We start from the raw sequence: 23,249 nt of genomic DNA on the forward strand, positions 1-23,249 counted from the left end.
CTGGTTCTCTTATACCTAAAAATTAAAAGATTTGTTAAAACATCATTTTGAATAGCTTCCCGCTTTAGTTAAATATCATTGAGTTAAGCTGTTTTTTCACGCAGATTCCGCAGATTTTGCGGATTTTTTTATTTTGATCTGCTTAAATCTTCGTGGCACTTTTTTAACCATCTTTCCTCATCTCTGAATTATAATAATTTAAATTTCTAGCAAAAATTAAACTATTTGCAAAAGCATTATTTTGAATAGCCTCCTGCTTCAGCTGGAGGAATGCAATTAGTTCAAGATTTAAGGGCTTTAGCCGAATTATACCCCGATTCTTCCGACTAAAGCTAATACACCTCTCAACCTTTTACCTCTATCTGAAGCACAATATCATTACGTTAAGGATAAAAAAAAGTCTCACGCAGATTTAAGCAGATAAAAATAAAAAAATCCGCAGAATCCGCTTAATCTGCGTGAAAAAACATTTTAACTTAATCACATAATAATTGAATGGGAATTTTATAATCTAAAGAAGAAAAGCTAAAACAATAGTATTAGAATAAAGTATAATATTTGTTAAGCAAACTTTTTAGTTTTATTTAAATCTCAAAAAATGACGGAACCTGTACAATTGCCATTTTATGCTAAACTTCCCCTTATACTGGTAAGTCTGCTGTCTTTTGCCTTTATTTTTTGCATTGGAAAAGATGTAATTACTCCTGTATTAATGGCATTTCTGTTTTCAGTACTGTTACTTCCGGTATTTACACTTTTAAACACCAAATTCAAATTTCCAAGATATCTCGCTGCTTTACTCTGTGTGTTGCTTTTTGCTTTATTTGTTGCCGGAATTTTCATTTTCATTTCTTATGAAGTCACGGATATGGCAAATGATTTCGAGACGATCAAAAAGAACGCAAGTGCATTTATTACTGACATTCATAAATTTATAAAAGACAATTTTAATGTTAGCATTGGGGAGCAGAAAAAGTACATTACGAATGTGACGAAAGACTCTGTTGCCAATGGAAATGCAACTTTGGGCTCTGCTATAATCTCACTAAGCGATCTCCTTTTAGATTGTACCATTATACCGATTTACACCTTCTTATTTTTACTGTATAAAGATCATTTTATACTCTTTCTGGCCAAACTAATCGACAGAGACAACCATTCCGTACTAAAAGACATCTTGACTCAGATAAAAGTTTCGATCAATAATTATATCGTAAGTTTAATTTTAGAAATGATCGTTGTTTCTGTTTTAACCAGCTTAGGTCTTTGGATTATTGGTGTGAAATATTTTATACTACTGGGACTAATAACCGGCCTTTTAAATCTTATACCTTATATTGGAATCACAGCCGCAGGAATAATAACGATCTTAGCCTCACTTACCGGCTCAGCAGAAACATCCATAATACTGGGTATTTTGATTGTAAATCTAATTGTTCAGTTAATTGACAATAATGTACTCGTGCCTTTAATTATCAATTCTAAGGTAGAAATTAATGCGTTCGTCTCTATCATGGGAATTATAGTGGGAGGCGTGGCAGCCGGAATTTCAGGCATGTTCCTGGCAATACCGCTTTTGGCCATTTTAAAAATTATTTTTGACAGAATCGAATCGCTGGAACCCTGGGGATATTTAATGGGCAATCACATGCCGAAAAGATTTATCTGGAGAATTAAAAAAGCAAAGATTGAAAACTAAATTATAATCGATACAAAATATGAATAATATTTAGCTTATATTTCATTTAAAAATCATCTTAAGCTATCAAATAGATCTGAATGTTTCGAAAAATAAAAATAGTTATTGTCTTACTCCTTTGTTTTAGCCTGCAAAGCCTCTGCGCGCAGGATACGAAACAAAAAAAAGACAGTACCGAAATATATACCAAAATTCGAAACTATTCTAAAAAAAACAAATTTACCAAAACGTTACACAAACTCTTTTTCAGAACCAGCAAACCCCGAAAAAAAGAAACGGAACCGGTAGAAAAAGACACCACTGATTACAATGGTAAAATCATTCGAAAAATAACAATTGTTACTTTAGATCCCTTTGGACATTCTGTTTCAGACACCACTGCTATGCCCCGGAATTGGGGGGAAAGAACCGGTAACAGGCTCCATTTAAAAACAAAAAAAATAGCCATTTACAATTTATTGTTATTAAGAAGGAATGCGCCTTATGATTCCTATAAAATGCAGGAATCGGAACGTATCATACGATCGCAACGGTATGTAACTGCTGTGAAAATTTCAAACAAATTAGCCGGCAAAGCATCAGATTCTATCGATGTTACCATCCGCGTTTTAGATTCGTGGAGTACTATTCCGAGATTTTCAATTTCGAGCAGTCGGGTTGGTATTGGATTAAAAGAAAAGGACTTCTTCGGAACGGGGCAGCAATTAGATTACAAGTTCACAAATCGTTTTGCCGATGGTGCAGATGGGCATGATGGAACCTATACTATACCTAATATTGCACGCACTTTTGTCAGCACTGTACTGAAATACAATATAGACTTTGACAATAACTATAACAAAAGCATTGATATGGAACGTGCTTTCTATTCCCCTTTAACCAAATGGGCTGGCGGTGTTTACTTAGGTGAAAGTTATAAAAAAGACAGTTTGCAGGGGCCGGATTTAAAATTTGCATTTCAGCCCTTTAAATACCGTTTTCAGGATTTTTGGGTCGGAAATGCTTCAAAAGTTTTTGAAGATGAACATCATGGAATAACCAATCTGATTGTCTCTACACGTTTCCTTAATATCGATTACAAAGAAAGTCCAACTATTGAATACGACTCTATTAATTTTTATTCTAATGAAAAACTATTTTTAGGCGGAATTGGATTTAACACCCGAAAATTCGTTAAGGACAGTTATATCTTTAGAAATGGACGGACAGAAGACATTCCTATTGGGCGAATTTATGGTATCACCTTCGGTTATCAATACAAAAACACCATTTGGCGCCCTTATCTCGGTGCTCAATTTTCTTTTGGTAATTATTACAGATTGGGTTTTTTAAGTATGAATTTTGAGGCCGGTACTTACTTTCATCAATCTAAAACCTATCAAACCTCAATATTGCTCGAGTCCAACTACTTTACAAAATTATACAGTATTGGAAATTGGAAATTAAGGCAATTTGTTAATCCACAATTAATATTGGGAATCAATCGGGCAGACAGTATGGGAGATCGCTTAAATTTAAATGAACAAAATGGATTAGCAGGCTTCAATGCGCCACTCTACGGAACAAGTAAAATGGTTTTGGCACTGCAAACCCAAACCTATTCTCCTTATGAACTTTTGGGTTTTCGTCTGAATCCGTTTTTTAATTACGCCATAGGTGTGCTCGGAAGCCAGAATGACGCCATGTTTAAAAATAAAGCGTACTCTAAATTGACTATAGGTTTATTGATTAGCAATGACTATTTGGTTTTCAGTTCCTTTCAATTATCACTATCCTACTACCCTACTATCCCGATGCAAGGCGATAATCTATTCAAAACCAACACCTTTGAAACCACTGATTATGGTGGTTTACAGAGTTTTGAACTCGCCAAACCAAGAATTGTAAAGTATAAATAAGCTGCAAGCTCTTATTTTGTATTTTGCTTTGCGTTGAACTTTTTTTTATATTTTTTTTAAATTCGCAACACTTTAAAAATCAAACACTTTACAAATCATTAACAAAATAATATCGATTAAAAGCATCATTTATCGGTTAAAATGCATTTTGTTTTTATTTTTGGCACAGTATATGAATATTGCCTATTAGAGTTAAAATTAACAAAAAACTAAAAAAATGAAAACAGTTAAAATAGCAATCGCAGGATTATTACTTTTGGTTGCAAACGCCACGCAAGCCCAGGTATCTGTAAATGTTAACATAGGATCTCCACCAGCATGGGGCCCTGCAGGTTATGAACAAACAGAGTACTATTACTTACCCGACATAGAAGCTTATTATGATGTAAGAGCCTCGCAATTTATTTGTTATGGAGGAGGAAGATGGTCAAGAGTAAACCGTTTACCAAGACAATATCGCAACTACGATTTATACGACGGGTATAAAGTAGTATTAACAGATTATCACGGTAGAACTCCTTACACCTACTTTAACAGACACAAAGTAAGATATTATAAAGGATATCACGGAGCGCCACAAAGAAGTTGCAGACCAAGACCGGTTTACGGTTATAATGATAATCACAGAAATCACAAAAACTATGATAAACATTATAAGAAACGTGACAGAGATGATGACGATGACGACGATGATGATGACCACGATCACGATCGCAGACATGATGGTCCTTACCGCCCGGGAAGAAGGTAATTCTTTCCTAAATAAAAAGAGAGTATCAGGATCCTGATACTCTCTTTTTGTCTGTTTTAATAGCAAAAAAATCAACCGTTAACATTTCATTTGCACTATCTTCAATAATATAATTAGTATTTTTGAACTTCTTTCAAAAAACACCTAAACCAACCATGCGAAAAATACAGATACAAATTCTTCTTCTTTTTTTAGTCGGAACTTCCATTTCTTTTGCACAACAACCACAGAAACCAAATGCCGTAGAAATTTACAATCAAATCAAGAAATTAAACTTTCTGGGATCTGTATTGTATCTGGCTGCACATCCTGATGACGAAAACACCCGTCTGATCTCTTATTTCGCTAATGAAATGAATGCCAGAACCGGATATTTGTCTTTAACTCGTGGTGATGGAGGTCAGAATTTAATTGGTCCTCAATTGCGTGAATTATTAGGTGTTATACGAACTCAGGAATTAATTGAAGCAAGAAAAGTAGATGGTGGAGAACAATTTTTCTCCAGAGCGAATGACTTTGGCTACTCAAAAAATCCAGAGGAAACTTTGCATATTTGGGACAAAGACAAGGTTTTGGCCGATGTTATCTGGACGATCAGAAAATTCCAGCCGGATGTAATTATCAATCGATTTGATCACCGTACACCCGGTTCAACGCATGGGCATCATACTTCGTCTGCTATGTTAAGTGTTGAAAGTTTTAAATTGACAAATGATCCTAAAATATATCCTGAACAACTAAAATATGTTAAGCCTTGGCAGGTAAAACGCCAATACTTTAATACTTCATGGTGGTTTTATGGAAGTCAGGAAAATTTTGAAGCGGCCAATAAATCTAAATTTGCAACCTTAGAAACTGGTGTTTATTATACCGGAATTGGTAAATCAAATCAGGAAATTGCGGCCTTAAGTCGCAGCCGCCATCAATCACAAGGATTTGGAAGTACAGGAGTTCGCGGAAATGAAACCGAATATTTAGAACTGATTAACGGAGAAGCTCCCAAAGATCCGAATGTATTGTTTGAAGGAATTGACACCAGCTGGAATCGCGTTAAAAACGGAAAACCTATCGGTGAACTGATTTCTAAAATTATAACCAACTACAATTTCAGCAACCCGTCGGCAAGTATACCGGATTTGGTAAAAGCGTACACGATGATTGAATCATTAGAAGATGAACATTGGAAAAGTGTAAAATCTGCTGCCATAAAAAATATTATTGCGTCTTCTGCCGGTTTATATCTGGAAGCAGCTGCAAGCGAACAGGAAGCTACTCCGGGAAGTATTGTTAAACTAAGTCTTGAAGCGATTAACCGATCTGCTGTAGAAATGGTACTGACAAGTGTAACCACTTTACCGGAACATAAAACTACGGTTCAAAACACGGTTCTAAAAAATAACAACGATCAAAAAATAAGCCTGCAAACTCAACTTCCTGCTACAATCGAGTATACCCAACCGTATTGGCTAAAAGAAAAAGCTTCAGAAGGAATCTATACCGTATCCAATCAGGAAAATATTGGAATTCCTGATATTATAAGAGAAGTAAAAGTTCTTTTTAATGTAAAAATTAGTGGTGTTGAGATTCCGTTTGAGCGTACTGTTATTTACAAATACAATGACGGTGTAAAAGGTGAAATGTACAATTTTCTGGATATTGTACCTGAAGCAACCACTTCAATCGTAGAAAAAGTGCTGATTTTTAAGGATACCAAAAGCAAATTGGTTCCGGTAAAAGTTCGTGCCGGAAAAGACAACATAAAAGGAAACGTGCAATTAGAATTAGGAAAAGGCTGGTTGATTTCGCCAAACCAAATTTCATTTTCCTTAGAAAAAAAGGGAATGGAACAGACCTTTTATTTTGAAGTGACACCACCCGTTCAACCCGAAGAAGCCATTGCAAAAAGCGTCATTACTATAGATAAAGAACGTTTTGACAAAAGCATAACAATCATCGATTACAGTCATATTACCAAACAAATGATCCTGAAGTCAGCGGAGTCAAAATGCATCCGTATTGAATTAAAAACTTCGGGAGATGCCATTGGATACATTATGGGAGCGGGTGATGAGGTACCTGAAAGCCTTACACAAATGGGTTATAAAGTAACTCTTTTGAAACCTGAGGAAATTACACCTGAAAAATTAGATTCTTTTAATACGGTGATTACCGGAGTTCGTGCTTATAATACAGTCAATGCTCTAGCCAACAAGCAAAAAGTACTCTTTGACTTTGTGAAAAGCGGTAAAAATATGATTGTGCAATACAATACGTACGGCAGACTAGTAACCGATCAACTTGCACCGTACCCATTGAAAATATCAAATGACCGTGTAACAGAAGAAAACGCAAAAATCACATTTTTGGCGCCCAATCACCCTGTTTTAAACACCCCAAATAAAATCAGCACTAAAGATTTTGAAGGCTGGACACAAGAACAGGGTCTCTATTATCCGGATCAATATGACCCTGCCTTCACTCCTATTTTATCCTCACATGATAAAGGAGAGTCTGCTAAAAATGGAGCCTTATTAGTGGCACCATATGGAAAAGGATATTACATTTACACCGGTTTAAGCTTTTTTAGAGAATTACCTGAAGGTGTTGCGGGAGCATATCGTTTGCTTTCGAATATTATCTCATTGAAACAACCTATTGAAGCTCCTAAACAGCAATTAAAGCAATAAATTTTCAAAAATGGAAGATAAAAAAACAAAAAAATGGAAAAAAAGCTACACCTACGTTTTGGTGGCCAATGCCATTTACATTCTGATTTTTCTCTTAATCATGCAATTATACTCATAACCTATGCAACTATTTGATTGGATCGTTCTAATTGTTACACTTTTATTTATTGTTGGATACGGCTCTTGGAAAACCAAAGGAAGTAAAAATGTCGAGGATTTTATTCTTGGCAACAATGAAACACCTTGGTATACCGTCGGACTTTCTGTAATGGCAACTCAGGCAAGCGCCATCACTTTCTTGTCAACACCCGGACAAGCTTATCATGACGGAATGGGTTTTGTACAGTTTTATTTTGGATTGCCAATTGCCATGATTGTCATTTGTGTGACTTTTATTCCGCTGTATCATAAAGCAAAAGTTTATACTGCCTACGAGTTTTTGGAAAAACGATTCGACCTTAAAACCAGATCTTTAGCCGCAATTCTTTTCCTAGTTCAAAGAGGCTTAGGAACCGGATTAACCATTTACGCACCGGCAATTATCTTATCGGCTCTTTTAGGCTGGAACCTGACCTTTATGAATGTTATCATTGGTTTGCTGGTAATTATTTATACGTTTTCCGGAGGTACAAAAGCGGTAAACGTAACTCAAAAACAACAGATGTTCGTCATTATGACCGGAATGTTTATCACCTTTTTCCTGATTTTACATTACCTGCCAAATGATATGACGTTCTCCAGCGCCATGCATATTGCCGGAGCAAATGACAAAATGAATATTGTAGATTTCTCTTTTAATCCCGAAGAAAAATATACGTTCTGGAGCGGGATTACAGGAGGTTTTTTCCTTGCACTTGCTTATTTTGGAACAGATCAGTCTCAGGTGGGGCGTTATCTATCCGGAAAATCAGTTCGCGAAAGTCAGATGGGATTAATAATGAACGGGCTTTTAAAAGTACCTATGCAATTCTTTATCCTGCTTACGGGAATTATGGTTTTTGTATTTTTTCAATTTAATCCCGTTCCGTTAAATTTTAATCCAAACAATAAAATTGTAATCGAGAAATCGGCATTCAAAGAAGAGTATCATACCTTAGAGAAAAAATTAAACACGCTTTCTGAGGATAAAAAAGTAATCAATCTATTATACATCGATCAGTTGAATCAGGATTATGATAACCCGATTCTGCGAAAAGAGTTGGTTGCTTTATCCAATAAGGAAAAAGACTTACGTGACCGTGCCAAAGAAATCATTTCTAAGGCAGACAGCAACAGTGAAACGAATGATAAAGATTATGTGTTTTTTCATTTTATTCTTCACTATCTGCCAAAAGGCCTTATCGGATTATTGTTAGCCGTAATACTTTCGGCTGCCATGTCTTCAACCGCTTCGGGATTAAATGCATTGGCTTCAACAACCGCCATTGACATTTACAAACGAAACTTAAAAACCGAAAAATCAGAGAAACATTATCTGAATGCAACCAAATTTTTCACCCTTTTCTGGGGAATTATCGCCATACTTTTTGCCTGTGTGGGAACATTATTTGAAAACCTCATTCAGTTGGTCAATATTATCGGTTCTATTTTTTACGGAACGGTTTTAGGAATCTTTCTGGTTGGTTTTTATTTGCGTCATGTTCAGGCAAAAGCCATGTTTTACAGTGCTATTATCAGTCAGATTACCATTTTTATCATCTATTATTTCATGATTCATATTTATCCGAGTGGTCAGGAAAAATTAGGGTATTTGTGGTTGAACTTTATCGGGGCAATTTTGACAATCGTTTTGGCTTTATTGATGCAGTTATTTGTTTTTAAGAGAAATGAGCTTGAATTGAATGAGTTATAAGCTGATACTTATGTTGTCAAAAATTAAACTATTATATCAGAACAGATTATCTATTATTGGTACGTTTACGATACTACTTAGTTTGTATTTTTTTGCACCTACCGTTTTATTACCAAAGAATTTCCTGATGCCGCTTGAAGGAACAGTCAAGTCATCAAACGTTACATCAGGAATTATTTCAAATGAAAAGAAATCCGGGCGTGAAATTAAAAGCAGGCAAACAACTTTGACTTTTTCATTAAATGAATTTGACAATCAGTTTATTTTATCAGAAGGCTCTTCTAATCCATTGTTTAATGGTTATAATGAATCTGATAAAATAGGATCCTATTTAGAAAGTTCAAAAAAGGTCGTTGTGTGGATTAAGAAGTGGGATCTAAATAATTTAAATCCCGAAATTTTTCAAATTGACATAGACGGAAAGACAGAATTAAAATTCGAAACGGTCAGATCTAAAAACCAGACTTTATTTCTTTGCCAGTTACTTTTAGGCGTATTTTTTATTTATGCAGGAAATATGATTGAAAAAGCTAGAAAAAAATAAAAAATCATAGGTAGTCTCGTTGTACAATTTGTAGAGAATAGTGAAAGGAAAGTTTAGTTAAACTGAATATAATGTACGGCTCAGACTAGAAATCAAACTACTCCTTAATTTCAAGGTTATTTTTCAACCTCAAAATCTCTATCTTTGAAAAACTAACCATTCCAAAAACGACATTATGAAAGACTTAAAAAAATACAGCAACAAAACCAAAGCGGCTTTCATTCTGCTTATTGTCATGCTTCTTATTATTTTGAGTAATTTCAACACCTTACTAAACTCCAAAAATGTTAACGAAAACATTAATGCGATTTACAAAGATCGTTTAGTAGTAGCGCATTATATTTTTCAATACTCCAAAGAGCTTCATTTTATAAAAACAGAAGCCGAAAAATTAAACCTCAGCGATACTATCAAAAAGAATGAAATCGCAAGTACCTTAAAGATTATCCACACCATAGATGATCTATATGCCAAAACAGTTCTAACACCCAAAGAGAAAACTTATTTTCAAGCCTTTCTAAATTCATGCGAGACCATCCATAAACAATCTCAAGCTAAAAACTGGATTCAGATTTCAAAAGCAAGCGATGAAGCTTTAAAAACGTTAGAATTACTCTCTCAAATTCAAATTACAGAAGGAAAGGAAAAATTAAAAGCCGCGAATGCCATGCATAGCGGTAATAATAGTCTTGGACAACTTCAGATTGCCTTGCTTGTCATTTTGGGCGGGATTACTTTTTATCTGCTGATTATTAAGAAAAAGAAAACTGTAAAAATTCCTGAATCGCCTAGCTTGAACTAAACTTAAAAGGGAGGGGGATTTTTTGTTTTTTTGTTTCTTTTGTTTCAGGTTTCAGGTTTCAGGTTTCAGGTTTCAGGTTTCAGGTTTCAGGTTTCAGGTTTCAGGTTTCAGGTTTCAGGTTTCAGGTTTCATTCAGGTTCCGATATACTAAGCCTCATCTTCGATTTAAGGCTTTCCAGGATCGTAAAGTTTATTCCTGATTTTTCTTTAAAGTTTTACCTTTTTACGAGCTTACCACTCACTTTTTGTCATTTCGAAGAATGAGAAATCACACAAGAAACTCCGTACAGTTTGTCATCCTGAGGAACGAAGGATCTACGTTTGCAGAATCGATACAGTTGAGCTTTACTTTACGGAGTTACTTGTGAAGATACTTCGTTCCTCAGTATGACAAAATTGCGGAAAATAGAAACTCCGTACAGTTTATCATCCTGAGAAACGAAAAATCTACGTTTGCTAAATCGATACCGTTGAGCTTCACTTTACGGAATTATTTCGTTCCTCAGGATGACAAAATTGTAAAAAATAGAAACGGAGCAGCTAGTGCGATTTCTCATTCTTCGAAATGACAAGGTTGCAAGAAAAAATGCGTGACTAAAAATAAAACACTATTAGCTAATCCTTTCAACCAAAGAGAAAGAGCACACCAAAAAATCATATTGCAAAGCAATTTAAACCACAAAAAAAAATCCCAAATCCCACTAAATTTGGAATTTGGAATTTTAAATATTTTGAAATTTTAAAAAGATTCAAAGAATCTTTTTTTATCTGCTCCACTCCGTGATGCTGTCTTTGTTCATTTTTACGTAATCCTGATTCTTGGCTGTTTCAGCAGCTGCTAAAGAAGCTTTTGCAGTTTCAATTGCTCCTTTTTTATCGCCTTGTTTGGCCTGAATTAGTGATTTTAATCTTAAAATGTAATATGGTTTTTCAGCACTCATGTCCAATGATTTGTCCACATAAGTTCTGGCATCGGCAATATTTCCGTTTGACTGAAATGTATATTGTGCTGCATCAAAGTAATCACCTGATGATGGTCCTGCTAATACTTTCTCGATACTTGCTGTAGCTGTTTTTGCAGTTGGAACTTCAAATTTTAAAGCAACATGTGAGTTTTCCCATGCAATTTCCAGAAAACCGAAATTAGGATCTAAACCATTAATACCAATTGTAAAAGTTTCAACCGGTTTTGGCAAAGCATCTTCTTTCACTGTCGTTCTTAAAGCAACATAAGCATCGTTCCAATTTTCAGGCAATCCCCAGTTGTCAGTAGAAAGATAGAAAATCACTTCCCAGCTTTCTATTTTTGGAATCGTATAAATTGCATATTTCCCTTTTTTTAATGTTTTACCATCAATTACAACATCATCGCCGAAGTTAATGATCGTATTTTCATTAGCACCAGTTCTCCACAATTTTCCAAACGGAACTAAATTTCCAAATACAGCTCTACCTCTCGCTCCGGGTCTTGAATAGGTAACCTCAACATCGGTTAAACCAACCGTTTGTTTGATATAAGCTTTTGGACTTGCCTGTGGTGTTCTAACCTGTGCTTCTGAAGCAAAAGGAGCCATAAAAAGGGCTAATGCAATAAGTAGTTTTTTCATTGTTTTAGGTTTATTTGTTTTATTCAAATTTACAATTCAATCAGCTAACAAATGTTAAATTTTACATAATTCAAGCGCCTAATTGCGATATTTTTTCAGCATTTAATTCCTTGAAGTCGTTGATAATTAAATCCGAAGCTGACAAATCCTGCATTTTAGAATGAGGGCTGTTGTAACCTACACAAAAGATGCCTGCTCCTTTGGCAGCCAGCACACCATTAGTGCTGTCTTCAATCACGATACAGTTCTCTTTCGGCGCTTTTGAAAGAGAGGCCGCATGCAAAAAAATAGCCGGATTGGGCTTTGATTGCGGGAAGTCTTCCCCACTCACAAGATCCGTAAAATACTGATGCAAGTTAAATCGGCTAAAAACACGCTCAATGGTTACTTTCGATGCAGAAGATGCTAAAATTAACTGGATTCCGCTCGCATATAAATCTTTGATCAAATCTTCCACACCCTCCAACAAATACAAATCTTCTTTAGTATCGAAAGCATCGTTGAAAATTGTTCTTTTTCTTTGAATCAAATCCTCTACTTCCAGTTCTATAGCGGGAAAATGTCCTTTTAAAGTTTGAAACGTATTTCGTGTCGAAAATCCGGTAAACGAAGTGTACATTTCTTCTGAAACCTCAATATCGAGCTCAGAAAATTGTTTGTAATAAGCATAACGGTGAACGGGTTCTGTATCGACAATAACGCCGTCCATATCAAAAATTACTGTTTTTATCATTTTTTTTTAAGTCTCTGAGGTTCTGAGCTGCTAAGCTTCTGAGTTTTTTTAACTGTGTCTGTAAACTGTGTCTGTAAACTGTGTCTGTAAACTGTGTCTGTAAACTGTGTCTGTAAACTGTGTCTGTAAACTGTGTCTGTAAACTGTGTCTGTAAACTGTGTCTGTAAACTGTGACTGTAAACTGTGACTGTAAACTGTGACTGTAAACTGTGTCTGTAAACTGTGACTGTAAACTGTGTCTGTAAACTGTGTCTGTAAACTGTGTCTGCAAACTGCGACTGTAAACTGCGACTAAACTTTAGTAAGCAAATATCTAATCACCGTCTCGGCAGCATGAAGACCAAATAAACCGGGCATATAACTGTTGGTTCCGTAGAATGATTTCTTGAAGTTTTTTCCGTCTGTTAATTTCAAACTTTTCTCGTCTTGAATTTCTGAAGAAAAAACGACTTTCAATTTATTGATTTTTGCTTCTTTCAAACGCTTGCGAATTGTTTTAGAAAAATAGCAATTTATCGTTTTAGAAATATCAGTAACTTTTACTTTCGAAGCTAACATTTTTCCGCCAGCACCCATACTACTAATGATTTTTACTCTTTTTCGTTTTGCAGCAAATATTAAATTTAACTTCGGAGTAATACTGTCAATACAGTCCAGAACGTAGTCAAATTCAGGAGTAACAATTTCAAAAGCACGCTCAGGGGATAAAAATTCCTGAACTCGCGTCAGTTTTAATTCCGGATTAATATCCATCAAACGGTCTCCGACGATCTTGATTTTTGGTTCACCAACTGTAGAATGCAAAGCCGGTAATTGTCTGTTTATATTGGTGATATCTACTACATCGCCATCCACAATGGTCATACTCCCTACTCCTGCTCTGGCCAAAAACTCAGCTGCAAATGATCCCACACCACCTAAGCCAACTACCAAAACATTGGAGTTTTGCAAGTTTTCTAATCCTTCTTTGGTAAATAAAAGCTCGGCTCTTTCTGTCCACTCTGCCATATTATCTGTATTGTTTAAAAAATTAATATCTTTTGTTTCTTTTGTTTCTTTTGTTTCTTTTGTTTCAGGTTTCTTTTGTTTCAGGTTTCAAGTTTCAGGTTTTAGGTTTCAGGTTTTAGGTTTCAGGTTTTTTGGAAGACCGCTTTATAGTTGTTTGAAATGATTGCTTCCAGTTCCTTACTGTTTAAATTCTTGTATGCTGATGCAAGCGTATATACTTCCTGAATTGTTTCCTGAGTAGTGTCTGTTTCCAGGAAAAAACGATCGTTTGGGACTTGTTGGAAAACCGTTTTTAATTCAGGATTTCTGAGTAGGTACTTTCCAAACGAAATATAAAATCCTTCTTTAACAAGTTGGTTCGCGATCTGACTGTTTTTCGAAAAACCATGTACAATCATCGGAACAGTGATTTTCATTCTTTTTTTTATTGCGATCACTTCCTGAAAAGCAGCTACACAATGAATTACGACCGGTTTTCTGTATTTTTCTGCAAGAATCAATTGTTTTTCAAAAACTGTTATCTGCAAGTCCAACGGAACTTCTGTACGTTTGTCTAAACCACACTCCCCGACAGCCAGACAATTTTTCTTCAACAATTTTTCTTCAACAATTTTCAGATCGCTTTCTAATTTGTCTTCCGCAATGTACCAAGGATGAATTCCAATGGAATAAAACGGAATGCTATCATCAAATTCTTGTGGATACTGATTGACCAATTCTAGTATATCAGATTGATTGGTAAACTGATGCGTATGAAAATTGAAGAATTTCATTAGTGAAAGGTTTTCACACCTGCTTTAATTTCAACCTTCAAATCATTCTCCAACGGAACAATCGGGCAAGAATATTTGTGATTATAGGCACAATACGGATTGTAGGCCTGATTGAAATCGATAGCAATTGTATTGCCTTTGGGAATTTCTAAGTCAATATATCTTCCTCCTATATAACTTTCTTTGCCGCATGTTAAATCTGAAAATGGCAAGAATAAATGATTTTTATACTCGGGATTTTTAGAGAGTTCTATATTTCGATACACATTCAATTGACAGTCAACTCCATTTATCTTAAAAGTAACTGTTCCGTACTTAATATATTTTGGTGTTCTTGTTCCGGTGGTTTTCATTTCAAAAACCTTTTCATTTACTGCTTTTTCAAAAACAGCATTGACAAAAAAGGCTTGATTTATTGGATAAAAATCTAAAGCTTTAAAAGTTTTAAGATCCTCCGCCATTAACGGACTTGTCTTAGCATCAGCGTATTCTGAATTAATTTTCTTCTGAAATTTTTCAGCATCGCTCTGCTTAAATTTCTTTTGGCTAAAACCTAAAGCACAGGTCAACAACAAAACAAATGCAATATATTTTTTCATCTTTAAAATTTTATGCAAAAATAGTTTAAAAGTAACAAAGCAGCAACCGCTCTACGTTACAAAGTTTTCTAACTTTGTTGTAAATAACCAATTTACAATGCTCAAAACTGCTTTTACCCACTACATCAATAATTTTAAAGGATTTTCAAGAGAAATTTGGATACTTACACTAGTCACTTTTATTAATCGTGCCGGTACTATGGTGCTTCCCTTTTTATCAAAGTACTTAAAAGAGGACCTGCATTTTTCATACAATCAGGTAGGTTGGATTATGGTTTCATTTGGTTTAGGGTCTATGTTAGGATCTTGGCTGGGAGGAAAATTATCCGACAAAATTGGGTTTTATAAAATCATGATTTTTAGTTTATTCACTAGTGGAGTATCACTCTTCTTTATTCAATATGTAACCACTTTCTGGGCACTCTGCGCTTCCATGTTTCTTCTAATGGTTATTGCAGATATGTTCAGACCTGCCATGTTTGTTTCTTTAAGCGCTTACGCAAAACCGGAAAACAGAACCCGAGCCTTAACACTGGTTCGTTTAGCCGTAAATCTTGGCTTTGCAGCCGGACCTGCTTTAGGTGGTTTGATCATTATGGGAATCGGTTATTCAGGTTTGTTCTGGGTTGATGGAGCGTCTTGTATTGTTGCCATATTGATTTTTGCTTTATTGGTAAAAGAAAAGAAAAAAGTTCCACATAACGACAAAACTGAAAGTCCTGTGGCCATAAAATCTGTTTTTCATGATAAGATCTTTTGGGTTTTCTTATTTGTAAGCTTTGTAACAGGCATGATTTTCTTTCAGCTTTTTACCACTTTACCTTTATATCATAACGAAAAATTTAGTTTAACCGAATTCCAAACCGGTTTATTAATGACGTTAAACGGACTTATGATTTTTGCTTTTGAAATGCCAATAGTCGGTTTTATGGAGCGAAAAAGTTTCCCCAAAATAAAAATCATCTTACTGGGTTCACTTGTAATGTCTTTAAGTTTCTTCATGTTACTTATTAATGTTTGGGCCGGAATACTGGTAATTAGTATGATTTGCATCTCTATTGGGGAAATCTTAACCTTTCCTTTCTCTAATGCTTTTGCTTTGAGTCGTGCACCGCATGGTCAAGAAGGCCGCTATATGGCGCTTTATACCATGAGTTTCAGCTTGGCACATATTATGAGTTCCAAAATTGGTTTTGAAATTATTGCCAGACTGGGCTATCAAATAAACTGGTTTTTCATGGCTTCCATCGGAATCATCGCTACTCTTTGTTGTCTGTGGATCAAGAAAGCTTTGATTGACGAAAAGGTTTCTTAACTACTCATTCCAATTACAATAAACGCATTTTCAATTTAATAATACTAAATTGAGGCTTTTGCGTGCTTTAATTTTAACACATAGAGACATAGAAAAAGACTTTTTACAAGACTAAACTAAAACCGTTTGCTACGATTAATTTTAGCACATAGAGACATAGTTAGCAAAGCTTAAAAAAAAGTTTCACTTATAATAAATCACACAACTATGTGAAAAAATCATGATTTTCTAAAAGCTTCTCAAATTGTAAATTCAAAATCTATGTTTCTATGTGTTAAAAAACATTTGGCTCAATTACGCTCTACAGGCTAATTTGAGAGGCTTTACAGCGCTTCAAACACAATTCAAACGTAAAAAATAGTTAAATAACTATTTTTATAGTTGCGTAACTATAAAAATAGTTGTAGTTTTGAATTAAAATTAGAAAACATGCAAAAGCTAACGAACAAAGAAGAGGAAATCATGCACATTTTATGGAAGCTAAAAAAAGCTTTTGTAAAAGAAGTTCAAGCCGAGATTACAGAAGACCAACCGCACTACAATACGCTTTCGACTATAGTGCGTAATCTGGAAGAAAAAGGATATGTAAATCATAATGCCTTTGGAAACACCCACCAATATTATCCGATTGTAAGCATCGAAGATTATCGTAAAGGTTTTATGAGTACCGCTATTGATAATTATTTTAATAGCTCGTATAAAAGTATGGTGTCCTTTTTTGCTAAAGAAGAGAAAATTTCTGCAGCTGAATTACGTGAAATCTTAGCCATGATCGAAAGTCCGAAAGAAGAAAAATAATCATTTTATGGAAGCACTATTCATTTATATCGCAAAATCAGGTGGATTGTTACTCTTGTTTTATACTGCCTATTATTTTTTACTGCGCAAAGAAACCTTCTTTACCAGGAACAGATGGTTTTTATTGACCGGTTTAATCACTTCTGTGGTATTGCCCTTTATAGTGTACACCAAAAATATATGGGTTGCCCCTGCTTCAACACAAAATCCGGATTTTCAACCTGTTTTTACGCAAACAATTGAAAATCCTCTTTTTGAAATCAATTGGAATTATGTGCTTTTAGCCTGTTATGGCATTGGCTTCCTGGCTTTGCTGATAAAATTCGCAATAGATTTTTATAGTTTAAATGCTATTCTAAAAGGTAAAAAAGTAAAACAACAGGCCGATTTTAAATTTATTGATGTCAAGGAGAATATAGCTCCGTTCTCTTATTTTGAATACATTGTGTATAACTCATCACTATATACGGCTACAGAATTAGAGAATATTATTGAACATGAAAAAGTGCACAGCGATCAGAACCATACCGTAGATGTTTTGATTTCCAGAATCTTCAGTATTTTGTTTTGGTTCAATCCTCTTGTCTGGCTTTATAAAAAAGCGATTACTCAAAATCTCGAGTTTATTGCAGATAATGAGGCAGCAAAAAAACTTTCCGACAAAAAAGCGTATCAGTACACGCTTTTAAAAATAACAACACACGAAAATTGTGTTGCCATCACCAATCATTTTTATCAATCATTAATCAAAAAACGAATCGTTATGTTAAATCAAAATCAATCAAAAAAACGGAATTACTGGAAGTATTATACCGTAATTCCGGCACTTGTAGCGTTTGTACTTCTATTTCAGATTGAAGTCGTAGCCCACGAAAAAGAGCAAACTCAAAAAAACAGTGCTGCTGAAAAAGTAAAAGGAATGGATGTTTACGAAATCAAAAAAACAACCACAGATCAAGAGCTTGCAACAATCACCGAAAAGTTAAAAGCGGAGCACAATGTTGATGCCGTTATTTCTGAAACAAAAAGGAATTCAAATAATGAATTGACCTCTATTAAAGTTGATCTTAAAAACGGTAAAGAAGAAACGCAGGCTCTTCATATTTCGGGTTCTGATGCTATCAAAGACTGTGGTATTATCATTAAAACTGAGGAAAACGGGGTTAAGAAAATAATTGTAGTTACAAAAAACGAATTTCAAAAGGACGCGACCGAAGGATCAAAGATAAAAATCAAGAAAACTCAAAAAACTAATACCAATACCGATGTTAAAACTAATACTACTACTGGCAAAAGTGATCCTACAAATGGTACAACAAATACTCATGTAATCACAACCTTCAAAACCAATGTAAATACAAACGTGAATGTAAGTACTGATGGGGACAAAAACGAAACTACTTCTATAACCTACTACAGTCAATCTAAGCCAAAAGTTATCGTAAAATCAGGCGGAAGTTCTGCTAAACAACTTATCATCGTAGATGGTGTTGTACTGACAGATGGTACTTCTATGGATGATATTGACGCACTTGATATAGAAAAAATGAGTGTTTTTAAAGGCACTCAGGCTATAGAAAAATATGGCGACAAAGGGAAAAATGGTGTGATTGAAATCACAACCAAAAAGTAAGCACTACAGCTAATTTACAACCTTAAAACTATGCAAAAGCTAACCAACAAAGAAGAGGAAATCATGCACATTTTATGGAAGCTCAAAAAAGCATTTGTAAAAGAAGTTCAGGCCGAGATTACAGAAGAGCAACCACATTACAATACACTTTCGACTATAGTACGTAATCTGGAAGAAAAAGAATATGTGAGTCATACTACTTTTGGAAATACCCATCAGTATTATCCAATTGTAAGCATCGAAGAGTATCGCACAGGATTTATGAGTACCGCTATTGATCATTATTTTAATAGCTCTTATAAAAGTATGGTATCCTTTTTTGCTAAAGAGGAAAAAATTTCTGCAGCTGAATTACGTGAAGTTTTAGCTATGATTGAAAATTCAAAAGAAGAAAAATAGTCGTTTATGGAAGCACTTTTCATTTTTATCGCAAAATCAAGCGCATTAGTTGCTTTGTTTTACCTTGCTTATTATTTACTATTACGCAAAGAAACTTTCTTTACCAGCAACAGATGGTTTTTACTAGCCGGATTGATTACATCGGTAGTACTGCCCTTTATAGTGTATACCAAAATTGTATGGATTGATCCTGTACCGGTTTCAAATATGAGTTACTCTCCTGCTTCTATTGTCCATGCTATAGAAGAAGAGTCTTTCGAAATCAACTGGAATCTGGTTTACATTGCTATTTATACCATTGGTTTTATTGCTTTCTTAGTAAAATTCGGATTAGATTTTTACAGTCTGAATGCTGTTCTTAAAGGCAAAAAAGTGCAACAACAAGCTGATTTTAAATTTATCGATACCAACGAAAACATTGCTCCCTTTTCTTATTTTGATTATATCGTTTACAACTCATCACTGTATACGGCATCAGAGTTAGAGAGTATTATTGAACATGAAAAAGTACACAGTGATCAGCATCATACAGTTGACGTTCTGATTTCAAGACTATTCTGTGTACTGTTTTGGTTCAATCCGATCATCTGGTTTTATAAAAAAGCCATTATTCAAAACCTTGAGTTTATTGCGGATAATGAAGCGGCAAAAAAACTTTCGGACAAAAAAGCGTACCAATACACGCTTTTAAAAATAACTACACATGAAACTTGTGTAGCAATCACCAATCATTTTTATCAATCATTAATCAAAAAACGAATTGTCATGTTAAACAAAAATCAATCAAAAAAGAGAAACTATTGGAAGTATTACGCCATACTTCCGGCACTTGTAGCTTTTGTAGTTTTATTTCAAATCAAAACAGTAGCGCAGGAAAAGAAACAAATTGAGGCAGTCGCAAAAGAAAAAGAACAATCAGTAGAGATTTACAAAATCAAAAAAAACACCACAGATCAGGAATTAAAGGAGCTTTCTGAAAAATTAAAAGCAAATCATGATGTAGATGTAGTAGTGTCAGAAGTAAAGAGAAATTCAAAAAACGAATTAACCTGTATCAAAGTAGCTCTTAAAAAAGGAGCCGGAGAAGCACAAACTATTCAAATTAATGGTGATGAAGCCATTAAGGATTGCGGAATTGCCATTACAACAAACGATAATGGAACGAAAAAAATCAAACTAATCGCCGATGGACAACTCGATGGTTTAACCGATGAAGAAGGTCCTGCACAGGTTAGAGAAACCAGAACCGTGTATCAAAACGGCGCTTATACGACACCTCCGACTCCACCAACACCTCCGGTTTTCCCGGCCGGCGCAATGCCATCACCTCCAACTGCTATGGCTAATATGCCAAAACCTCCCGTTCCGCCTGCAAATCTAAATGATAAAACGGCTATGAAAAATTACGAGAGAGAAATGGACGAATTCGAAAAGAAAATGGATGCCTTTGAGCCGCAAATGGCTGCTTACGAAAAGGAGTTAAATGAAGTCATGTCAAAACGTGAAGCTATTTTTGAAAAAGAAATGGAAAAATACGAAGTAGCCATGGAGCAATTCAATGCGGATATGGGGAAATACGATCAGCAATCGAATGTTGATATGAAACAACATGAGATCGACATGAAACAGCATGAAAAAGATATGCGTCAACATGAGAAGGACATGAAACAATATGAAAGAGATATGAGACAACAAGAGCGAGACATGAGACTGCAACAAAGAGCGATGATTCAGCAACAAAAGAATATGGCTAAAAAACAGCACTAATTAATACTCAGAAAGACTTTGTTAAATGACAAAGTCTTTTTTTATATCTTTGAAAAAAAATTAACCTACTATGTATAAAATTTTAGCCAAACTAAATAAAATTCTTTTACCAAGTTTGACCAAACAAGGTTTAGACATTACCAAAGCAAAAAAATGGCAAATGGCGCTTATAGGGTACCGCTACTTTGTGACCAAACGTGCTTTAGATTAATCTTCTATACTATTTCTCGTAGTAACGCGTAGTTTTTCTTATACCGTCTACCGAATGTGTTGCGTGTGATTCAGCAAAATCAATTTAACACATAGAGACATAGATTTTGACACTTATAACTTGAGGTGTGTTAAGAAAATTTCCATTTTTTCACATAGTCTTATACTCCTTAAGATGTCTTTTTTAGGCTTTGGAAACTAGGCCTTCTCCCAACGGGTTAATTTTATACTATCCGAAAACCTTTTGTGCTTACTTATTTGTAGTTTTGCGTTTCAGCATAGACTTTCAATGAAAAACAAAGAATTCAACCTCCCACCGGTTCCGGCTGTGTTATTAGCCATTATAAGCGTGCAATGTGGCGCTGCTATTGCTAAAACAATTTTCCCGGCTCTTGGTGCTGCAGGAACAGCTTCGATAAGAATCGGTATCTCTGCCCTGATCTTATTTGCTGCTTATCGTCCGAATCTGTTTAAAATTACGAGACAACAATGGAAAATTGTAATTCCATATGGCTTGAATTTAGGTGCGATGAATTTAATATTTTACTTGGCAATAGAAAGAATCCCAATTGGATTATCTGTTACTTTAGAATTCATAGGTCCTTTATTACTCGCCATAGTCGGATCAAAGCGTTTACTTGATTATTGCTGGGTTGTACTGGCAGCAATCGGAATCCTTTTAATCGCCCCATGGACGAATAGCAGAATAGATACCTTAGGGGTAATTTTTGCCCTTTTAGCAGGAGGACTTTGGGCCAGTTATATTGTTCTGGGTGGCAAAGTCTCCAAAATTATGAATAGTGGTGAGGCTGTTTCGGTCGGAATGCTTTTTGCTTCACTTTTAATTCTTCCTTTTGGTTTTTACGAAAATGGACTCATTAATCTTACTCCAAAACTTTTTGGATTAAGCATTGCGTTGGCTCTTTTATCAAGTGCTATCCCTTTTACACTTGAAATGAAAGCCTTAGGGCAGCTACCTCCGCGAACGTTTAGTATACTAATGAGTTTAGAACCCGCTGCGGCCGCTATTTGTGGCTTTATATTTCTTCAGGAGCGTCTAAATTTTTATGAAATAATAGCGGTTGCCTGTGTTGTTATTGCTTCAGCAGGATCAACTTTAATGGCTAAACGATAAGATTCTTAGCGATATAAAATAAAAAGAACCGTAAATAGTCATTTACAGTTCTTTTTATCTTGGCATTTTAGTGCTCTTAATTAGCTTTTTGGCAATAATACAGTGTCCACTACATGAATTACTCCATTAGATTGATTTACATCTGCAATTGTTACTTTAGCTTTGTTACCACTCTCATCGCTGATGTATAACGTTTTTCCGTCCATCCAGGCAGTTAATGTGCCACCACTTACGGTTTTTAGGGTTGCTTTACCTTTACCCATTTTTATCGCTTTTGCAATATCCGAAGCGTTCATTTTTCCAGCCACAACATGATAGGTTAAAATTGTTTGAAGCATTTTTTTGTTTTCCGGTTTCAACAATGTTTCTACTGTTCCTGCCGGTAATTTATCAAACGCTGCATTTGTTGGGGCAAAAACGGTGAATGGTCCTTTACTCTGTAAAGTTGCTACTAAATCTGCTGCTTTTACCGCAGCCACCAAAGTAGTATGATCTTTTGAGTTTACTGCATTTTCAATAATATTTTTGTTCGGATACATCGCCGCTCCACCAACCATTACTGTTTTTTGTGCGTTTGAAGTAAATGCAAATCCTAAGACTAAAACTGCTGCTGTTAAAAATTTTCTAGTTTTCATAATTAATGTTTTAAGTTATAAAGGCATTTACGCTGTAATAATCGTTTTGGTTTTAGGAAAAATTCAAAAATGTAAATCTTACATTGAATATTCCTCAAAACACACTAAACAACAACGCTTTAGAAAAATAATTAAATTTTAAAAATCGAATTCTTTTTTTCTTTTAACTTAAATCGCGGACTCTGTTTTATGAAGTAATTTTAATTATTGGTTTGTTTATGTTTGAAATCAGATAGCATACACTCCATATTCTGAATTAGAAGAGTATATTTTTTAATGGTTAAAGCGTTTAAAAAGCAATTTAATTGGATGGGATCCATTTAAATTGGCATAAAAATATTGCCCTTTTATAAAGAATAAAAGTATTATTTTGGATTGCCTCCTGCTTTAGCTCAATGTCATT

At 34.9% G+C, this 23,249-nt stretch carries 20 protein-coding genes; 14 read left to right on the forward strand and 6 right to left on the reverse strand.

All coding sequences use genetic code 11. The features are described 5' to 3' along the window. The first annotated feature begins 598 nt into the window (after window positions 1-598). From AB674_RS20345 to AB674_RS20375, 7 genes are all read left to right on the forward strand, one after another. Window positions 599-1,699, forward strand: a complete 1,101-nt coding sequence (locus AB674_RS20345; RefSeq protein ID WP_047779130.1) for an AI-2E family transporter — start codon at window positions 599-601, stop codon at window positions 1,697-1,699. A gap of 80 nt (window positions 1,700-1,779) precedes the next feature. After that, complete coding sequence (locus tag AB674_RS20350; protein WP_047779131.1) at window positions 1,780-3,597, forward strand: hypothetical protein; 1,818 nt, start codon at window positions 1,780-1,782, stop codon at window positions 3,595-3,597. 217 nt (window positions 3,598-3,814) lie between these two features. Beyond that, the gene (locus tag AB674_RS20355; protein WP_047779132.1) at window positions 3,815-4,348 is read left to right on the forward strand and encodes a hypothetical protein; all 534 of its coding nucleotides are present in this window, start codon (window positions 3,815-3,817) and stop codon (window positions 4,346-4,348) included. 155 nt (window positions 4,349-4,503) lie between these two features. Then, the gene (locus AB674_RS20360) at window positions 4,504-7,035 is read left to right on the forward strand and encodes a PIG-L family deacetylase (protein ID WP_047779133.1); all 2,532 of its coding nucleotides are present in this window, start codon (window positions 4,504-4,506) and stop codon (window positions 7,033-7,035) included. 121 nt (window positions 7,036-7,156) lie between these two features. Next, window positions 7,157-8,887 carry a sodium:solute symporter gene (locus tag AB674_RS20365; RefSeq protein ID WP_047779134.1) on the forward strand — a complete coding sequence of 577 codons (1,731 nt, stop codon included), beginning with the start codon at window positions 7,157-7,159 and terminating at the stop codon, window positions 8,885-8,887. Window positions 8,888-8,897: 10 nt separating this feature from the next. Continuing rightward, window positions 8,898-9,431, forward strand: a complete 534-nt coding sequence (locus tag AB674_RS20370) for a hypothetical protein (RefSeq protein ID WP_131701566.1) — start codon at window positions 8,898-8,900, stop codon at window positions 9,429-9,431. 175 nt (window positions 9,432-9,606) lie between these two features. Next, window positions 9,607-10,233, forward strand: a complete 627-nt coding sequence (locus AB674_RS20375) for an MCP four helix bundle domain-containing protein (protein ID WP_047779136.1) — start codon at window positions 9,607-9,609, stop codon at window positions 10,231-10,233. Between the two features lie 764 nt (window positions 10,234-10,997). On the opposite strand, the gene AB674_RS20380 is transcribed toward AB674_RS20375, so the two are convergent. The 5 genes from AB674_RS20380 to AB674_RS20405 form a co-directional block, all read right to left on the reverse strand. Then, the gene (locus AB674_RS20380; protein WP_047779137.1) at window positions 10,998-11,840 is read right to left on the reverse strand and encodes a DUF2911 domain-containing protein; all 843 of its coding nucleotides are present in this window, start codon (window positions 11,838-11,840) and stop codon (window positions 10,998-11,000) included. 70 nt (window positions 11,841-11,910) lie between these two features. Then, the gene (locus AB674_RS20385) at window positions 11,911-12,573 is read right to left on the reverse strand and encodes an HAD family hydrolase (protein WP_047779138.1); all 663 of its coding nucleotides are present in this window, start codon (window positions 12,571-12,573) and stop codon (window positions 11,911-11,913) included. A gap of 292 nt (window positions 12,574-12,865) precedes the next feature. Continuing rightward, window positions 12,866-13,582 (reverse strand): ThiF family adenylyltransferase, encoded by a 717-nt coding sequence (locus AB674_RS20395; protein ID WP_047779140.1) that lies wholly within the window; start codon window positions 13,580-13,582, stop codon window positions 12,866-12,868. Between the two features lie 122 nt (window positions 13,583-13,704). Continuing rightward, complete coding sequence (locus AB674_RS20400) at window positions 13,705-14,355, reverse strand: TatD family hydrolase (RefSeq protein ID WP_047779141.1); 651 nt, start codon at window positions 14,353-14,355, stop codon at window positions 13,705-13,707. Then, complete coding sequence (locus AB674_RS20405) at window positions 14,355-14,954, reverse strand: DUF1684 domain-containing protein (protein WP_047779142.1); 600 nt, start codon at window positions 14,952-14,954, stop codon at window positions 14,355-14,357. The genes AB674_RS20400 and AB674_RS20405 overlap by 1 nt, the downstream gene beginning before the upstream one ends. 97 nt (window positions 14,955-15,051) lie before the next feature. Here AB674_RS20405 and AB674_RS20410 point away from each other — a divergent pair, with 97 nt between their 5' ends. The 7 genes from AB674_RS20410 (at window position 15,052) to AB674_RS20440 (ending at window position 22,211) form a co-directional block, all read left to right on the forward strand. Further along, a complete protein-coding gene (locus AB674_RS20410) occupies window positions 15,052-16,269 on the forward strand; it encodes an MDR family MFS transporter (protein ID WP_047779143.1) in 1,218 nt (405 codons plus the stop codon). A gap of 429 nt (window positions 16,270-16,698) precedes the next feature. After that, a complete protein-coding gene (locus AB674_RS20415; RefSeq protein WP_047779144.1) occupies window positions 16,699-17,067 on the forward strand; it encodes a BlaI/MecI/CopY family transcriptional regulator in 369 nt (122 codons plus the stop codon). Between the two features lie 7 nt (window positions 17,068-17,074). Further along, window positions 17,075-18,700: a M56 family metallopeptidase gene (locus AB674_RS20420; protein ID WP_047779145.1), complete on the forward strand. Its 1,626-nt coding sequence runs from the start codon at window positions 17,075-17,077 to the stop codon at window positions 18,698-18,700. 30 nt (window positions 18,701-18,730) lie between these two features. Continuing rightward, window positions 18,731-19,099, forward strand: a complete 369-nt coding sequence (locus tag AB674_RS20425; RefSeq protein WP_047779146.1) for a BlaI/MecI/CopY family transcriptional regulator — start codon at window positions 18,731-18,733, stop codon at window positions 19,097-19,099. Between the two features lie 6 nt (window positions 19,100-19,105). Continuing rightward, on the forward strand, window positions 19,106-20,866 hold the full coding sequence (locus AB674_RS20430) for a M56 family metallopeptidase (protein ID WP_047779147.1): 1,761 nt from the start codon (window positions 19,106-19,108) through the stop codon (window positions 20,864-20,866). 70 nt (window positions 20,867-20,936) lie between these two features. Next, on the forward strand, window positions 20,937-21,077 hold the full coding sequence (locus AB674_RS20435; protein ID WP_047779148.1) for a hypothetical protein: 141 nt from the start codon (window positions 20,937-20,939) through the stop codon (window positions 21,075-21,077). Window positions 21,078-21,365: 288 nt separating this feature from the next. Beyond that, entirely contained in the window at window positions 21,366-22,211 is an 846-nt protein-coding gene (locus AB674_RS20440; RefSeq protein ID WP_047779149.1) for an EamA family transporter, read from the forward strand. A gap of 80 nt (window positions 22,212-22,291) precedes the next feature. Here the strand turns inward: AB674_RS20440 and AB674_RS20445 are convergent, their stop codons facing one another. Further along, window positions 22,292-22,846, reverse strand: coding sequence for a fasciclin domain-containing protein (locus tag AB674_RS20445; protein WP_047779150.1), 555 nt, complete (start codon window positions 22,844-22,846; stop codon window positions 22,292-22,294). Between the last annotated feature and the right edge of the window lie 403 nt (window positions 22,847-23,249).

The organism is Flavobacterium sp. ABG, from assembly GCF_001027725.1.
Lineage (GTDB): Bacteria > Bacteroidota > Bacteroidia > Flavobacteriales > Flavobacteriaceae > Flavobacterium > Flavobacterium cupriresistens.

Bases quoted from the DNA above. Each gene is read 5' to 3' on its own strand.
- AB674_RS20425 (WP_047779146.1), top strand. From the start codon at position 18,731: ATGCAAAAGCTAACCAACAAAGAAGAGGAAATCATGCACATTTTATGG.
- AB674_RS20375 (WP_047779136.1), top strand. From the start codon at position 9,607: ATGAAAGACTTAAAAAAATACAGCAACAAAACCAAAGCGGCTTTCATT.
- AB674_RS20370 (WP_131701566.1), top strand. From the start codon at position 8,898: ATGTTGTCAAAAATTAAACTATTATATCAGAACAGATTATCTATTATT.
- AB674_RS20445 (WP_047779150.1), bottom strand. From the start codon at position 22,846: ATGAAAACTAGAAAATTTTTAACAGCAGCAGTTTTAGTCTTAGGATTT.
- AB674_RS20430 (WP_047779147.1), top strand. From the start codon at position 19,106: ATGGAAGCACTTTTCATTTTTATCGCAAAATCAAGCGCATTAGTTGCT.
- AB674_RS20440 (WP_047779149.1), top strand. From the start codon at position 21,366: ATGAAAAACAAAGAATTCAACCTCCCACCGGTTCCGGCTGTGTTATTA.
- AB674_RS20400 (WP_047779141.1), bottom strand. From the start codon at position 14,355: ATGAAATTCTTCAATTTTCATACGCATCAGTTTACCAATCAATCTGAT.
- AB674_RS20385 (WP_047779138.1), bottom strand. From the start codon at position 12,573: ATGATAAAAACAGTAATTTTTGATATGGACGGCGTTATTGTCGATACA.
- AB674_RS20420 (WP_047779145.1), top strand. From the start codon at position 17,075: ATGGAAGCACTATTCATTTATATCGCAAAATCAGGTGGATTGTTACTC.
- AB674_RS20360 (WP_047779133.1), top strand. From the start codon at position 4,504: ATGCGAAAAATACAGATACAAATTCTTCTTCTTTTTTTAGTCGGAACT.
- AB674_RS20350 (WP_047779131.1), top strand. From the start codon at position 1,780: ATGTTTCGAAAAATAAAAATAGTTATTGTCTTACTCCTTTGTTTTAGC.
- AB674_RS20410 (WP_047779143.1), top strand. From the start codon at position 15,052: ATGCTCAAAACTGCTTTTACCCACTACATCAATAATTTTAAAGGATTT.
- AB674_RS20395 (WP_047779140.1), bottom strand. From the start codon at position 13,582: ATGGCAGAGTGGACAGAAAGAGCCGAGCTTTTATTTACCAAAGAAGGA.
- AB674_RS20380 (WP_047779137.1), bottom strand. From the start codon at position 11,840: ATGAAAAAACTACTTATTGCATTAGCCCTTTTTATGGCTCCTTTTGCT.
- AB674_RS20365 (WP_047779134.1), top strand. From the start codon at position 7,157: ATGCAACTATTTGATTGGATCGTTCTAATTGTTACACTTTTATTTATT.
- AB674_RS20435 (WP_047779148.1), top strand. From the start codon at position 20,937: ATGTATAAAATTTTAGCCAAACTAAATAAAATTCTTTTACCAAGTTTG.
- AB674_RS20405 (WP_047779142.1), bottom strand. From the start codon at position 14,954: ATGAAAAAATATATTGCATTTGTTTTGTTGTTGACCTGTGCTTTAGGT.
- AB674_RS20345 (WP_047779130.1), top strand. From the start codon at position 599: ATGACGGAACCTGTACAATTGCCATTTTATGCTAAACTTCCCCTTATA.
- AB674_RS20355 (WP_047779132.1), top strand. From the start codon at position 3,815: ATGAAAACAGTTAAAATAGCAATCGCAGGATTATTACTTTTGGTTGCA.
- AB674_RS20415 (WP_047779144.1), top strand. From the start codon at position 16,699: ATGCAAAAGCTAACGAACAAAGAAGAGGAAATCATGCACATTTTATGG.